Origin of the sequence: Roseibium sp. SCP14 (genome assembly GCF_040329475.1) — a bacterium.
In the GTDB taxonomy this organism is placed as follows: domain Bacteria; phylum Pseudomonadota; class Alphaproteobacteria; order Rhizobiales; family Stappiaceae; genus Roseibium.
Genome location: NZ_JBDZYH010000005.1, coordinates 435,024 through 450,552 on the forward strand (window position 1 = coordinate 435,024; position 15,529 = coordinate 450,552).

At 57.3% G+C, this 15,529-nt stretch carries 13 protein-coding genes; 5 read left to right on the forward strand and 8 right to left on the reverse strand.

The features are described from left to right. Positions 1-2: 2 nt before the first annotated feature. The 3 genes from ABLQ08_RS22130 to ABLQ08_RS22140 form a co-directional block, all read right to left on the reverse strand. A complete protein-coding gene (locus ABLQ08_RS22130; RefSeq protein WP_352946478.1) occupies positions 3-1,268 on the reverse strand; it encodes an ABC transporter permease in 1,266 nt (421 codons plus the stop codon). 72 nt (positions 1,269-1,340) lie between these two features. After that, positions 1,341-2,441, reverse strand: a complete 1,101-nt coding sequence (locus tag ABLQ08_RS22135; protein WP_352946481.1) for an extracellular solute-binding protein — start codon at positions 2,439-2,441, stop codon at positions 1,341-1,343. Positions 2,442-2,524: 83 nt separating this feature from the next. Next, positions 2,525-3,619: an ABC transporter ATP-binding protein gene (locus ABLQ08_RS22140; RefSeq protein WP_352946484.1), complete on the reverse strand. Its 1,095-nt coding sequence runs from the start codon at positions 3,617-3,619 to the stop codon at positions 2,525-2,527. Positions 3,620-4,159: 540 nt separating this feature from the next. Between ABLQ08_RS22140 and ABLQ08_RS22145 the strand changes: the two genes are divergently transcribed. From ABLQ08_RS22145 to ABLQ08_RS22155, 3 genes are all read left to right on the forward strand, one after another. Next, positions 4,160-5,038, forward strand: a complete 879-nt coding sequence (locus ABLQ08_RS22145; protein WP_352946487.1) for a helix-turn-helix transcriptional regulator — start codon at positions 4,160-4,162, stop codon at positions 5,036-5,038. Positions 5,039-5,057: 19 nt separating this feature from the next. Continuing rightward, the gene (gene tsaA / locus ABLQ08_RS22150) at positions 5,058-5,528 is read left to right on the forward strand and encodes a tRNA (N6-threonylcarbamoyladenosine(37)-N6)-methyltransferase TrmO (RefSeq protein ID WP_352946490.1); all 471 of its coding nucleotides are present in this window, start codon (positions 5,058-5,060) and stop codon (positions 5,526-5,528) included. 117 nt (positions 5,529-5,645) lie between these two features. Continuing rightward, positions 5,646-7,760: a 3-hydroxyacyl-CoA dehydrogenase NAD-binding domain-containing protein gene (locus ABLQ08_RS22155; RefSeq protein WP_352946493.1), complete on the forward strand. Its 2,115-nt coding sequence runs from the start codon at positions 5,646-5,648 to the stop codon at positions 7,758-7,760. 256 nt (positions 7,761-8,016) lie between these two features. On the opposite strand, the gene ABLQ08_RS22160 is transcribed toward ABLQ08_RS22155, so the two are convergent. The 5 genes from ABLQ08_RS22160 to ABLQ08_RS22180 are packed head-to-tail and all read right to left on the reverse strand — an operon-like array spanning position 8,017 to position 13,212. Beyond that, on the reverse strand, positions 8,017-9,048 hold the full coding sequence (locus ABLQ08_RS22160; protein WP_352946496.1) for a phosphotransferase family protein: 1,032 nt from the start codon (positions 9,046-9,048) through the stop codon (positions 8,017-8,019). Positions 9,049-9,050: 2 nt separating this feature from the next. Next, positions 9,051-10,286, reverse strand: a complete 1,236-nt coding sequence (locus ABLQ08_RS22165) for an acyl-CoA dehydrogenase family protein (protein ID WP_352946499.1) — start codon at positions 10,284-10,286, stop codon at positions 9,051-9,053. A 12-nt stretch (positions 10,287-10,298) separates the two neighbouring features. Next, complete coding sequence (locus ABLQ08_RS22170; RefSeq protein WP_417714937.1) at positions 10,299-10,775, reverse strand: MaoC family dehydratase; 477 nt, start codon at positions 10,773-10,775, stop codon at positions 10,299-10,301. Further along, a complete protein-coding gene (locus tag ABLQ08_RS22175; RefSeq protein WP_352946502.1) occupies positions 10,772-11,593 on the reverse strand; it encodes an SDR family oxidoreductase in 822 nt (273 codons plus the stop codon). The genes ABLQ08_RS22170 and ABLQ08_RS22175 overlap by 4 nt, the downstream gene beginning before the upstream one ends. Then, positions 11,590-13,212 (reverse strand): long-chain fatty acid--CoA ligase, encoded by a 1,623-nt coding sequence (locus ABLQ08_RS22180; RefSeq protein ID WP_352946505.1) that lies wholly within the window; start codon positions 13,210-13,212, stop codon positions 11,590-11,592. The genes ABLQ08_RS22175 and ABLQ08_RS22180 overlap by 4 nt, the downstream gene beginning before the upstream one ends. Before the next feature lie 193 nt (positions 13,213-13,405). Between ABLQ08_RS22180 and ABLQ08_RS22185 the strand changes: the two genes are divergently transcribed. Then, positions 13,406-14,353: a glycosyltransferase family 2 protein gene (locus ABLQ08_RS22185; RefSeq protein WP_352946508.1), complete on the forward strand. Its 948-nt coding sequence runs from the start codon at positions 13,406-13,408 to the stop codon at positions 14,351-14,353. Beyond that, on the forward strand, positions 14,343-15,404 hold the full coding sequence (locus tag ABLQ08_RS22190) for a glycosyltransferase (RefSeq protein WP_352946511.1): 1,062 nt from the start codon (positions 14,343-14,345) through the stop codon (positions 15,402-15,404). The genes ABLQ08_RS22185 and ABLQ08_RS22190 overlap by 11 nt, the downstream gene beginning before the upstream one ends. The last annotated feature ends 125 nt before the right edge of the window (positions 15,405-15,529 follow it).

Here is a 15,529-nt window from a genome sequence, read left to right on the forward strand (position 1 = left end):
TCCTATCCGAGTTTGACGTTATCGATGCCGACGATCTTGTCGTAGACAACGAACAGCATGAGAACCGCAACCAGCAGCAGGGTTCCGAGGGAAGCCGCCAGTCCCCAGTTCAGCGACGAGGAAATGTGATAGGCGATCCGGTTGGAGATGAAGATACCCGATGTACCGCCCACCAGTTCCGGCGTGATGTAGTAGCCGATGGAAAGAATGAACACGAGCACCGCACCTGCGCCGATCCCCGGCACCGATTGCGGGAAATAGACGCGCCAGAATGCGATCCAGTCATTAGCGCCCAGGCTCTTCGCAGCCCGCACATAAGACGGTGAGATGGTCTTCATTACCGAATAGAGCGGCAGGATCATAAACGGCAGCAGAATATGCGTCATGGCGATGATGGTGCCGGTCTGGTTGTTGATCATCACCAGACGGCCAGCGTCGCTGATCACCCCGGTCCAGACCAGGAAGTCATTGATCACCCCTTGCTGCTGCAACAGCACCTTCCAGGCAGACGTTCGCACAAGAAGAGATGTCCAGAACGGCAGCAGGACCAGGATCATCAGCAAGTTTGACGTTCGTAGCGGCAGGGCGGCAAGCAGGAAGGCGATCGGATAGCCAAGCAACAGGCAGGAAACCGTGATCACGATGGACAGGAAAAGAGTTCGGCCGAACAGGAACAGATAGATCCGTTGGTCTGCCGGTTTCATCTCAATGCCATCAGCTGTCTGGTGCGCATCGAATGAGTTCAGGAAGTAGCCGCCGGTATAACGTGGCGAGAACTGTTTCAGGACCTGCCAGGTTGAAACGTCGCCCCACTTCCTGTCCGCATCGAGAAACTGTTCCTTGAAGGGTCCGGCCTCGTCCATGCGCTTGATACGCCGGCCGGTCTTGCGGAAAAGGCTGGAAATCCCGCTCTGCTCGTAGTTCAGACGAGACCCGAGGCGGGTATGCGTTTTTTCCTCAACGGCAACGACCATGTCGCCGTAAAGAGCGGCAAAGACTTCCTCATTCGGAACTTCGCCGGAATTCGGGTCCCATTCCTGAATTGCGATAACCGTTCTGGGCAAAGTGTCGGCAACGATCCCGTTTTCTACGGAGCGGAACAGCATGTCCGCAATCGGTGCGACGAAGGTAATCAGGACAAAGATCAGGAGAGGCGCAATCAGCATCAGGGCGCGCAGCTTTTCCCGGCGCAGCGCCTTTGCCAATGCCGCCTTAAGCGGCTTGCCGTCCTGGGTCGTCAGGACCTGACCGTCAGTGGTATCGCTCATGAAACAGTCTTCCGCAAATCAGATTGGAGGTTCCGGGTGAGGAAAACCCCACCCGGACCAGAGCCTATTGGCTTACTGAGACAGCCACGCCTGGAACTTGGCGTCGATGTCGTCGCGGTAATCCGCCCACCACTCATAGTTATAGAGGAAGGTGTTCTTGGCGTTGTTCGGATCGGTCGGCATATGCGGAGCCATGTCGATACCGAGTTTCGCGTGCTTGCCCACCAGCGGAGCGGAGGACTTGCGGGCCGGGCCGTAGGAGATGTATTTCGCCTGATCGGCCAGACGCTGCGTGTCGGTGGCGTACTTGACGAGTTTCTTCACCTCGGCCAGACGGTCTTCAGGCAGACCTGCCGGAATGATCCAGCCGTCGAGGTCGAACACCTGCGCGTCCCAAAGCATCTTGACCGGCTGCTTCTGCTCTTCGATCAGAGCGAACAAACGACCGTTATAGGTGGAGCCGATCACGACTTCCTTGTCGGCCAGAAGCTGCGGTGTTTCCGCACCTGCAGACCACCAGACAACGTTGTCCTTGATGGAATCAAGCTTTGCGAAAGCCTGTGCCTGACCTTCTTCGGTTTCCAGGACGTTGTAGACTTCGTCCTTCGGAACGCCGTCACAAAGAAGAGCCCATTCCATGTTGTTGATCGGACGCTTTTCCAGGGAACGCTTGCCCGGGAATGTTTCCAGATCGAAGATGTCACAGATCTCTGTCGGCTCCTTGCCGCCCCACTCGTCGACGTCCGAACGGTAGCCGAACGTGGTGGAGTAAACGATCTGCGGAATGAAGCACTCGGATACCAGCAGGTCACCGAAATCTTCGGAGGCAGGCGTCCCGTCCGGAGCAGCGGCAAGGTCTTCGTCCGCGTTGATTTCCAGAGCCAGGCCTTCGTCACACAGACGAATGGCGTCGGAAGCAACCACGTCGACCAGATCCCAGGTAATGTTGCCGGCTTCGTTCATCGCGCGCAGCTTTGCCACCGCTTCGTTGGACGACTCGTCCCAGATCACGTTGATGTCCGGGTTTTCAGCCGTGTACGGATCTGTGTAGGCATTCTTCTGGGACGCCTGATAGGCACCGCCCCAAGAGACAACCGTCAAGTCTTTCGCAAGCGCCGCGCTACCGGCAAACGCCAGTGCAGTACCTGCAAGAATTACAGTCTTGAGCTTCATGTGAGCTAGCTCCCTCTTTTAGGATTTAACGGATATCTTTCCGTTGTTGTCGCTGGCGGCCAAAGGCCGACCGCCTTGCGAATTTAGACAACTGCGTCGAGCGCTTTACAGTCGTTGAGCGCCCAGCCCACAGGGACCGTGTCGCCAACATGCAGCTTGCGCTTCTCTCCGCGGTTGCGAACCTTAACGATGAACTCATCGTTGCCACACACGTTCATGCGAACGCGGATGTGATCCCCTAGATAGATCAGTTCTTCAATCCGGCCATTCACCAGATTGTCCATGGCGTCATGAGTATCGAATTCAACACGCTCGGGACGCAGGGACAGCGTGGTCTTGTCACCGATGGCGGACACGTTGACCTTGTCGGCCTTGAGCTGCGTACCGTCTCCCAGTTCGACAAGGCACTCCTCACCCTTGATGTCGACGACCTTGCCGCTCAGCTTGTTGTTTTCACCGATAAACTGGGCCACGAAGGAGTTCTGCGGATCTTCATAAAGATCGTCGGGCGTGGACAATTGCTGGATGACACCGTCATTGAAGACCGCAACCCGGTCCGACATTGTCAGCGCCTCGGTCTGGTCATGTGTCACGTAGACCACGGTCACGCCGAGATTTTCGTGGATGTGCTTAATTTCGTATTGCATCTGCTCACGCAGCTGCTTGTCGAGCGCGCCAAGCGGCTCATCCATAAGAACCAGCTCGGGATCGAACACCAGCGCGCGGGCGACGGCGACACGCTGTTGCTGACCACCCGACAACTGCGCCGGACGGCGATTGCCGAAGACGCCGAGCTCGACCATATCCAGCGCACGCTGCACCTTCTCTTGCTGCTCGGCCTTGCCGACCCCCCGGACCTGAAGCGGGAAAGCCAGATTTTCGGCGACCGTCATATGCGGAAAGAGAGCGTAGTTCTGAAAGACCATGCCGATGCCACGCTTGTGCGGTGGCACATTGTTGATCGGCCTGTCGTTCAGATAGATCTCGCCGTGCGTCGCCGGCTCAAACCCTGCCAGCATCATGAGGCAAGTGGTCTTTCCGGACCCAGACGGCCCCAGCATGGTCAGAAATTCGCCGGGCGGGATATCGAGGTTGAGGTTTTTTACGACCAGGGTTTCCCCGTCATAGCTCTTTTGAACGCTGTCATACTTAACAGCAGCGCCCCGTGATTTCGCCATTTTGTCCCCAAGTCTGGTTCTATAATTATTATTAATTGCACGACCGACATGTCGCAGGAGGCTTTTGCCGCCTGTAACTATCGCCCTTGCGATCGCGACTAGAAAAACAAAAAAAATCGTACAATGAAAGAGGCAAATGAAAAAAAATGAATATTTTTTAGCCAGAACCCGATTGAATATTTTGCATCGCAGAAAATAAACGGGAATTTATACTAAATACCTACGGCCCGGAGGAAAGATTAACTTCCACCAGGCTGAGTTATCTCTAACGCACAAATGTATTTGTTCTGATTATTTCCAAAGAGTGTCACAAGCCTCTGCTTGGCCGACATGTCCCAGAACGTCAAAAAGTGCTCCCGATACGCCAAAAGCGACACGTATTCGACCAAAGAAGACCAATGAAAGTTCTTTTTGTGATTTTCGTGGTGACAGGAAAACGCCAGATTCGGGCCGCAATCGATTCATTTCGTCTACCGTCTCGACTATCTTGAAATCGATAGACTTCCTCCGTTAGGTTCCGTGCAAACAGCAGGAAAAAATTTGTCAAACTCAACCCATCAAAACCCGCTTTTTCTCACGACCAGGGAAGTTGCCGATCTGTTGCGCGTGAAGGAACGCAAGGTTTACGACCTGGCGGCGGCGGATGAGATCCCGCACCGGCGGATCACCGGCAAGTTGTTGTTTCCGGCAGATGAAATTCTCGCCTGGATCGACGGTTCCGGACAGCTGCGTGCCAGGGAGCGTCCGAACGTCCTGGCCGGGTCACATGACCCTCTTCTGGACTGGGCCATCCGCGCGTCCGCCTGCGGTCTTGCCACTCTCTGCAATGGCAGCCGGGACGGATTGAACCAGTTTGACGGCGGAACAGCAGCACTCGCAGGGATACATCTGCCTGAGACAAACGGCTGGAACATCGAGACAGTAGCCGGTCGGGGTTTTCAAGACGCTGTTCTGATCAACTGGGCAACCCGCAAGCGCGGCCTTCTGGTTTCCAATGAGCTTGCGAGCGAGATTCACTCGATCAATGACCTGAAGGGCAAACGCGTTGCACTGCGCCAACCGGATGCAGGTACAGCCGTCCTTTTTTCAAGCCTGCTGGAGGACGCGGGACTGAGCGAGAGCGATCTCGCTTGCTCAAAGAACCGTGCACACACGGAAAGCGAGGCAGCAGCAGCCGTCGCATCCGGCGAAGCGGACGCATCGCTCGGCATTGAAGCCATGGCGCGGCAGTTCAAACTTGCCTTTGTGCCGCTTGCCGACGAGTGTTTCGACCTTCTGATCGATCGCAGAAGTTACTTTACCGAGCCGGTGCAAGAGCTGTTTGCCTTTGCCCGTGCCACCGATTTTCAGGAAAAAGCCACAGCGCTTGGCGGATACAGCCTGACCGATCACGGATTGGTCCGCTGGCTCTCCGCCTGACGCCCAACAGGACATTTCAATGAGCGACATCCGTCCACACGAGATCATGGTTCCGACATCTGCGCCGGACGACGCACGGCTTCATTTCATCGGCAGAATTCTCACGCCCTGGACTGACAGGAAAGAGTGCCCGCGACAGGGAAAGCAGGACGGCCCGGAATGCCACATCGAGATTTTCGAGCCCTGGGTTCCGGCTCTGAAAGGCATAGAAGAGTTCGACCAGATCGAAGTGCTCTACTGGCTCAATCAGGCCCGGCGCGACCTGGTCGTCCAGAATCCCGGTCACAGCAACCGGACATTCGGTACGTTTGCGCTACGCTCTCCCGTTCGGCCAAACCCGATCGGCACAGTCGCCGCAAAACTGATTTCCGTCGACGGCGCGACGCTGGTCGTGCGAGGTCTCGACTGCCTCAACGGCACACCCCTGATCGACCTGAAGCCGGACCGTTGCTCGTTCACGCCCAAGGCTCCGCCAAAACCTTCAAGTTGATCCGCAACGAATGACGGGCCAGTCGACATTATCCCTGTGGCTGGCTTGACAAGCCTCTGTCAGAATTGAAAATCCCCGGCAAAACCGTTCATCCGAAACGGTGCTCTGGAGGATTTCATGCAAACGAATGCGGAGACCGGCGCCGTCGGCGTCAATGACGTTGTGTCCATTGAGCGGTTGGGGGCTGTTGCCCTCGTTGCTCTGGACAATCCACCGGTAAATGCGGCCTCGCATGCTTTGCGCTCCGGTCTCTGGCAGGCTGTTGAGGAGCTGCAGAAAGACCCGGGCATCAAGGCCATAGCGATTTACGGCAAAGGCCGTACCTTTATCGCCGGAGCCGACATCCGCGAATTCGGCAAGCCTCCACAGGATCCCTGGCTGCCGGATCTCTGCAACTTCCTGGAAGGCTGCCCGACTCCGATCGTTTGTGTCCTGCACGGAACGACGCTTGGAGGCGGTTTGGAGGTCGCTCTGTCCTGCCATGCGCGGGTTGCCGTCACCGGCACGAGGGTCGGCTTGCCTGAAGTCACACTCGGCATTCTTCCGGGCGCCGGTGGCACACAGCGGGCACCAAGGCTTGCAGGTGTGAAAGCTTCGCTGGACATGATCACCAGCGGCAAACCAATAGCCGCCGACAACGCTCTGCAGATCGGATTGGTCGACAGGATTGAAGGCGGCGCTCCACGCGATGTTGCCGTCAAAGCCGCGCAGGACGTCATCGATCAGACACTTCAGACCAGACGCACCGGTGACCAGACCGTCGAGCAGGACGATGAAGCTGTTCGGGCCATGCGCGACAAGCTGGCCAAAACGCAACCGCTGCTGTTTTCACCGCATAAATGCGTTGATGCGGTGGAAGCCAGCCGACTGCCTTTGAGCGAGGGTCTGAAGGAAGAGCGCCGGCTTTTCAACGATTGCATGGAAAGCCCGCAGCGCGCCGGGCTCATTCACGCGTTTTTTGCCGAGCGAGCCGTCTCCAAGATACCTGAAGCGTCCGCAACGCCACGCGATCTCAAACTGATCGGCGTCATCGGCGGTGGCACCATGGGCTCCGGAATTGCAACAGCACTGCTTGTTGCCGGATTTCAGGTCGTCCTGGCCGAGCGTGATCAGGCCGGCCTGGACAGAGGAACAACCACAATCGGGAAGAACCTGGAAGGCGCGGTCAAGCGGGGCAAGCTGAAGGCCGAGGCCCGTGACGCCATTCTGGAAAGCAAACTGGCAACATCGACCGACTTGTCATCACTCGCTGACGTCGACCTCGTGATTGAAGCTGTCTTTGAAGATATGGGCGTCAAGCGCGAGATCTTCGAAAAACTCAATGAGTGCATGAAACCCGGTGCTGTGCTGGCCTCGAATACCTCTTATCTCGACATCAACCAGATTGCCGCTACGACCAGCCGACCGCAGGACGTTATCGGCCTGCACTTTTTCTCGCCCGCACACGTCATGCGCCTCCTTGAAGTCGTGGTCGCCGACAAGACAAGCGCCGATGTGGTGGCAACAGGATTTGCCCTTGCAAAGCGGCTGAAGAAAATCGGTGTCCGGTCGGGAGTATGTGACGGCTTCATCGGCAATCGCATCATGACCTTCTACAAGAAGGCAGCCGACTACATGATGATGGATGGCGCTGCTCCCCAGGAAATTGACGAGGCCATGAGGGGTTTCGGCCTCGCCATGGGGCCTTACCAGGTCGCAGATCTTGCAGGTCTCGACATCAGCTGGGCTGCCAACAAGCGCCGCGCCGCAACGCGGCCACCTGAAGAGCGCTATATTCCAATTGCCGATCAGTTGTGTGAACAGGGGTGGTTCGGGCGCAAGACCGGTCAGGGCTTTTACATCTACGATGACGATGGAACCCGGCCCAACCCGGAAGCTCTGGCAATCATCGAAGACGAACGCCGAAAGGCGGGCATCTCCCCTCGCTCCTTTTCCTCAGAAGAGATCGTCAACAGGTTCACCACCGCAATGATCCTGGAAGCGACACGCGTACTTGAGGAGAAGATTGCATTGCGACCGATCGACATCGATGCAGTGTTCCTGTTTGGCTATGGTTTCCCGCGCTTCCGCGGTGGCCCGATGCACACCGCCGATCAGGTCGGACCGAAAGAGCTGGTGAGGCGGATCGAGGAATATGCCCGGGAAGACGGCTACTACTGGCAAGTGCCAGACCTTCTGAGAAAACTGGCCGAGACTGGCGAGACTTTTGCGCAGATGAACGAACGCGTGTGAGGCCTACGGCGCTCGGCAACATCCAAATTCAAAGCATGGCATTCCGGCAAATTAGGGTCCGGAAAGTCCCTATAGCGCGGCGCTTATTCGCAACTCCGGAAGGGTACTGGATCCCGGGCCTCCCGCTGGTCGCCCGGGATGACAGCAAAGCGGCGACCGGCTCTCATTGTCATCCCGGCCGCAGCGTGACGGAGAGCCGGGATCTAGTAGCCTCAAACCCAGTAATCGCCCTAAACGCTAGCATTTGTGCAACGTGCTAAATCCTCCGGGCTGCGTCTAGACCACCCGCAGCATATTCCGGAACGCTGGCACCGAGGCGAAGCCCCAGTTCCGGATTTGACGCATTGCCGTCCAACGCGCGTTTCTTCACGCCCTGCAGGATCGCACCCATGCGAAAAAAACAAAAGGCAAGGTAAAAGCCGAAGTCCGGAATTCCCGGCAGCCCCATCCGATCGCAATAAGCGTCGACGAAGGCCTGGTCTTCCGGCAGGCCGAGCTTCGACCTGTCGATGCCTGCCAGCCCCCTGCCCTCTTCGCCGGGTGGCCGTTGCCATTGCATGATCAACGCGGCGAGATCGGCATAGGGATGTCCGATGGTTGACAATTCCCAGTCGAGGACGGCGACACATTCCGGGCCTTCCCTGGCAAAGAGCAGATTGTCGATGCGATAATCGCCGTGCACAAGTGTACGCTTGCCATCGTCTTCCGGGATATTCTCGTTCACCCATGCGATCAGATCATCCATCGCCGGAATGGTTTCCGTTTCGCTTGCCCTGTACTGCTTGGTCCAGCGATCGGTCTGACGACGATAGTAGTTCCCGACAGGACCAAAGTCAGCCAGTCCGCGTGCTTCGAGATCAACTGAATGTATCGCAGCCAGAACCCTGTTCATTTCGTCATAAATGGCAACACGCATATCCGGGAGCAAATCCAGCAGACATGGATCATCAAAGTTCCTGCCGTCGACCAGATCCATGATGTAGAAGGGCGAACCGACAATGCTGTCCTCTTCGCAAAGCAGATGCATGCCCGCGACCGGAACCTCTGACCCGGCAAGCGCCTTTTGGACACGGTATTCGCGATCTACCGCATGGGCCGATTTCAACAACGAGCCGGGAGGTTTCCGGCGTAGCACATAATTTCCCGAAGCCGCGGAAAGCCGGAAGGTCGGATTGGATTGACCACGGTTGAATTTTGTCGCCCGAACCGGACCACGAAACCCGGGCAGGCGCTTCTCCAGCCAGGCAGTCAGATTGTTCAGATCCAGTTCCGCTCCGTGTCCGGACATTTTCACACCTTGTCATTGGTGTATTTGCGCAGCTCGGTCCGCGCGATCTGGCGACGATGCACCGCGTCGGGACCGTCGGCAAATCGCAGGGTTCTCAAATGCGTCCACATGCCTGCCAGAGGAAAATCCTGGCTGATGCCCGCTGCACCATGAACCTGCATTGCCTCGTCAACGACTTTCAGGGCCATCAGCGGTGCGATGACCTTGATCTTGCTGATCCAGGGTTGGGCAGCACGCGTTCCCTGCGTGTCCATAACCCAGGCTGCTTTCAGGCACAGGAGCCGCGCCATCTCAATTTCCATGCGCGCATTGGCGATGATATCGTGATTGGCGCCCAGGTCAGTGAGTTTCTTGCCAAACGCTTCACGCCTCATGGCGCGTTTGCACAAAAGCTCCAGGGCTTTCTCAGCCTGACCTATGGCCCGCATGCAATGGTGAATGCGTCCCGGTCCCAGGCGACCCTGAGCGACTTCAAAGCCCCTGCCCTCGCCCAGAATGAGATCGTCTTCGGGAACACAAACGTCGGTAAATCGAATATGCATATGACCGTGCGGAGCATCATCTGCACCAAAGACATGCATGGGGCGCAGGACCTCGATCCCCGGAGCATTCGCAGGTATCAGATACATGGAATGGCGGGCGTGCTTGTGAGCCTCCGGATCCGTTGCGGCCATGACGATATAGAGCTTGCAGCGCGGGTCCCCCGCCCCTGTCGCCCACCACTTGTCGCCGTTCAGGATCCACTGTCCATCCTTTCTTTGCGCGGTCATCGCGATGTTCGTGGCATCCGAAGACGCAACATCAGGCTCGGTCATCAGGTAGGCAGAGCGAATTTCTCCGTTCAACAAAGGCTTCAGCCAGCGTTCCTTGTGCGCCTCGGTGCCATAGCGTTCCAGCACCTCCATATTGCCCGTGTCGGGCGCGTTGCAGTTGAACACTTCCGCTGCGATGCCGACCTTGCCCATTTCTTCCGCAAGATACGCATATTCGACTGTCGTCAGACCGAAACCCTTCTCGCTATCGGTCAGCCAGAAATTCCAAAGCCCCCTTTGCCTGGCCTTTGCTTTCAGGTCTTCCAGGATTTCAATCTGGCGATCGGTCAGCTGAAAACGATCACCCGAAGGGTGCCTTCCCACCTCATGGTGATACTCGACATCGAGTGGTTCAATTTCGGTCTCGACCATCTCCCGAACTTTTTCGATAAGCGGCCGCACCTTGTCGGTTATTCCAAGGTCCATGTGTCCCCCAATTCACGTTAGATAAAAGCGGTTCAGCCAGTCGGCCTTCAAAGCCGGGCGTCGTTCGCCTTCAATTTCCACGGTCGCCAGCCAGAGGACGTCAACTTCTCCGGGCTTTTGCTGCTTCACCTCTCCGACAACAAACCGGCCGCGCAGGCGTGCCCCGGTTCTGACCGGTGATAGAAAGCGAACCTTGTCGAAGCCGTAATTGATGCCCAAGACAGCCCCGTCGATCTGCGGCTGAGCTTCCTGCCCCATTGCAGACAGGAGTGAAAGCGTCAGAAACCCGTGCGCAATTGTGCCGCCAAATGGTGTTGCGGATGCCCGTTCCGGATCGACATGGATGAACTGATGATCGTGGGTAACATCGGCAAAAGCATCAATTTGCGGCTGGTCGATCAGGTACCAGGATGAAACGCCAACCTCCTGACCGGTCATCGCCTTCAGACTTTCGATCGTGACCGCCCCGGTCTTGCATACTGCCGTCACTCATACGCCTCCTGAAAAAGGTCCGGTCCCGTTTCCACATTGATTCCGCCGCTGACAGGCAAGACTGCCCCGGTAACGTATGCTCCTCCACGCCCGCACAGAAACTGCATTGCCGCAGCAATATCTTCCGGGCGCCCGACGCGGCCGAGCGGCACCTGCGCCCCGACCCGTGACCTGACCTCTTCATCCGCCGTGGCGAAGGCGGTCATTTTGCTGACGAAGGGTCCGGGGGCCAGGGCATTGACCGTGATCCGCCGTTCCGCCAGCTCCTTTGCGAGAATTCTGGTGAGGTGATGGACGGCAGCTTTCGAGGCGGCATAGCTGTAGGCTCTGTCCCCGTGAGCGGTTTCCCCCATGACCGAGCCGACATTGACCACACGTGCGGGATCATCATCACTTGCGGCAGCTTCCAGCATGGGCAACAGGCTTTGCGTCAGTTGAAAGAGGCCGGCAACATTCAGCCGCATCACCCTGTCCCACGCGGAGTGGGGAAACTGACCAAGCGGCGCGCCCCAACTGGTACCGGCGTTGTTCATCAGGATATCAAGCCGATCGGTTCGCCTGCCGATCTCTGCGCTTAATCCGGCAATGCCTTCTTCCGTCGACACGTCGCCGCCAAAGCCTTCCGCTTTTCCTTCATATCCGATCGCGTTCAGCTCCGCCGCGGTTGCCTTGCAGGCCTCTTCCTTGCGGCTGGCGATGAAAACGGTGGCACCTGCCGCCAGCAACCCTTCCGCAGCCATCCGGCCTATTCCCGTTGCGCCACCCGTTACGAGCGCCGTTTTGCCCGGCAGGCTGAACAAATCTTCCGGCTTCATTCGGTTTCTCCGGCATGCTGTTTTCTGAGTGTCAGTTTCGACACTTTCCCCGTTGCCGTCAGAGGCAACTCATCAACGAAGACGACGTCGTCCGGCAACTGCCATTTCGCGATCCGTTCGGCCAACAGATCCAGAAGGTCCTGCTTTTGCGGCTGTGCGTCCTCCTTTGTCTGAACAATCAGGAGCGGTCGCTCGTCCCACTTCTCATCGGGAACTGCAATAACCGCGCAGTTGGCCACACCGGGATGAGACATGACGATGTTTTCCAGGTCCAGCGAAGAGATCCATTCGCCACCGGACTTGATGAGATCTTTCGACCGGTCGGTGATGTTCAGGAAGCCGTCCGGATCGATTGTGGCGATATCGCCAGTGCAGAACCAGCCTTCACCGTCGAACACTGGCCTGGACGCTTCGTCATTGTTGAAATACCCGGATGTAATCGTGTTGCCACGGACATAAAGATGACCTGGCGTCCCGCCGTCGTGCGGCAACCTGATACCCGCATCGTCGACAATCTTCATGTCAACGCCAAAGACCCGCCGTCCCTGCGACTGCTTGCGGTCGATGCGCTCGTCGAAAGCCAGTAAGTCCATTTCTGACGGCAGGTTGCACTGGGTGCCAAGCGGGCTCATTTCTGTCATGCCCCAGGCGTGACAGACGTTAACACTGCGGCTCTCAAAGGCCTCGATCAAACTTCGAGAAGCAGCCGAACCACCAACGACAATATCGCCAAGGCCCTCCGGCAAACGACCTCGCTGGGTGATTTCATTCAGCAGTCCGTGCCAGACCGTGGGTACTCCCCAGGCGGAGTAGACCTTTTCCCGGTCCATCAGATCAAAGAGGCTTTTGCCGTCCAGAGCACTGCCTGGGAAAATCATGCTCACGCCGGAGAGTGGCGCCGCATATGGCAACCCCCAGGCGTTCACATGAAAGAGCGGCACAACCGGCAGGATACGGATACCCTCGCGGAGGATCTTAGGGATGGTCACACACATACTGAAAGCGTGCAAAACCGTGGAGCGGTGCGAAAACAGAGTTCCCTTCGGTTCGCCGGTCGTGCCAGAGGTATAACAAAGGCCTGCTGCCTGATCTTCGGAAAATTCCGGCCAATCAATCTCCTCCGGCTGGCCATCCAGAAGATCCTCGTAACAAAACACACTTTCCAGCGACGTTTCAGGCATGTGAGCCCGATCAGTCATGATGATAAAGCGTAAGTCCTTCGGCAAATGCGCGGCCAGCCTCTCCAGGATCGGAACGAAGGTAAGATCAACAAAGAGCAGGCGATCCTCGGCGTGTTTGACGATATAGATCATCTGCTCAGCCGACAGGCGTGGATTGATGGTATGGCAGATCGCACCTATGCCCGAGATCGCATAATAAAGCTCAAAATGCCGGTAGCCGTTCCAGGCCAGTGTCGCAATCCTGTCCCCCGGTTGCACCCCAAGGCGCTTCAGACCATGTGCCAGTTGCGCGACCCGTCGTGCGGTCTCGCCATAAGTTGTTCGGTGAATGCCGCCTTCGGTGCGCACCGACACGATCTCCCCGGAAGGGTATGTTTCCGAGGCAAATGTGATGAGATCCGCCACCTTCAGCGGACGGTGCATCATCAATCCCTTCATGTGTGTCCTCCCAACACCGGCTGCGTTTTGCAAGTTCCTAAAGGGCTTTAGGAGCAACCGTAGCGTGAGCTTCCCCAACGGGGAAGCCCGTTCCGGCGAAATCCTTTGACAGCGCGCCGTACTTGCGCCAAACCCTGCGCTAACAGCTTGCACCAAACAGGTGGCTGCCAAACGGAATGATTGAGATCCCCTTATGACCCAGAAACTGGTCATCGCCGTTTGCACGGCGCAACGGCCGAAAATGTTGCAGGCCTGTCTTTCCAGCCTCGACAACTTGATCCGGCCGGATGGAACCGAGCTGGCAATTGTTGTTGTCGAGAACGACCCGGAGCCGTATTTTTCTGGTCAGGTGGCGGAAGACACCAAGGCGCGGTACTCGCTGCCGGTGTTTTTCTATCATGAAAAAAGAAAGGGCATTCCGTTTGCCCGCAATCTGGCTCTTGAGGCCGCTATCGAACACGACCCGGACTGGATCGCCCTGATCGATGATGATGAGCGTGCGGAACCGGACTGGATCGCAAAGCTGCTCTCCGCCTGTGCGGAACACAAGGCCGAAGTCGCAAATGGTCCGGTTCGCCGGATCTATGAAAAACCGGCGCCGCATTGGTGGAAGTCGCAGCTGCTGAAACCGCGCCCGACCGGAACGGTGATCACTGAAGCCCCGACCAACAACGTGCTTCTGAGCGCCCGGATTATCCACAAGGACGGACTGGGTCTGAGGTTCGACGAGCGCCTGACCTTCGGCAGTGAAGACATCGACTTCTTCCGCCGCACGCATGCGGCAGGAGCCAAGATGATCTGGGTTGACGATGCGTTTGTCGAAGAGGATATTCCGGCAACGCGCGTGACCACCGGCCGGCTTTTGAGCCGCATGCACATGGCCGCCACATCGGGTGCTTTCAACATCGTTTTGCGCGAAGGACGTTGGAAAGCAGCGCTCCACTTCATCCCCAAGAGTTTTCGGCGCATGCTTTTCGGCTCGCTTGCAACGCTTGTGGGTTTCGTGATCAAGCCCTTTGCCCGCAAGCGCGGCGAAAAACTCTTTTATTACGGCCTGATCCGGCTGATGAAGGGCTCAGGCAACTTGCGCGGCCTTCTGGGGCGCGCGCATAATTACTATGATGTGATCGATGGCCACTGACGTATCACACAGTCCCGGAAAAATCGCTCACATTCATCTCGGCGTTGATGGCGGTGCTGAGAAGTTCTTCGTGCGCCTTTCCCGCGCGTTGGCGAAGCGCGGTATTGAACAGATTGCTTTTATCAGGCCCGGCAGAGCCTGGCGGGACGAGCTGGCGGAGCACTGCGACGTCAGGGAGCTGAAATTCAGCCGCTCGCACATCAAACGCCATTTCGTTCGATGGGGCATTTCTCGGGAGATCCGCAACTTCGGCGCAACAGCGACCATGGGCTGGATGAGCCCGGCCAGCAAGTGGCTGCCGAAACCGGGACCGGACATGCGTACGTTCCTGCGCCTTGGAGACTGGCCGGACGGCTTTCACACCTATGGCAATGTCGGAGACCTGATCGGCAACACACCCGAAATCATCCGTCAGGCAGTCGAGATGGGCTGGCCGTCCGGCAGGGCTCACGTGATCAGCAATTTCGTCGACCCGCTGCCGGAAGACCTTGAACCAGTCAAACGCGCAGATATCGACACACCGGAAGATGCCACCGTCCTGATTGCCTTGGGACGCTTCGTCCAACGCAAACGGTTCGATCTGATCATCAAAGCACTGCAGAAGTTGCCGGATAATGTTCATGCCTGGCTGATCGGCGATGGTGAGCTGATGGACGACACGAAGGCGCTGGCAAAGGAGTGCGGCGTGCGCTCGCGCGTCCATTTCCTCGGCTGGCAGCGCGACCCTTCCCCGTTTCTCAAGGCAGCGGACATTCTGGTCTGTCCGACAGACGACGAACCGCTCGGCAATGTTGTTCTGGAAGGCTGGAATGCCGGTCTGCCTGTCGTCGCGACTGCGTCACCGGGTCCCAGCTGGCTGATCGAACACGGCAAAACGGGGTTGTTGTCGCCCTGCGGGGATGTGGACAAACTGTCTGGATCAGTCTCCGAGATTCTGAAGTCAGACAAGCTGCGTCGGATGTTGGTTCAAGACGCTGCGAATTTCTTGCAGGCCCAATACTCTGAAGACCGCATCTGCGAGAGATATCAGGAACTTGTGCTTGGAGGCTGAGCTACGACAACTCAGAGCTTCTGCCGTCGACGCCGGTCTCTTTGATGGTAAGCCTATGAAATCCAGGTCGTCCGGCGAACTGACCATCGTGAACCCTGACACAACGCAGGCAACCGGCAAGACGT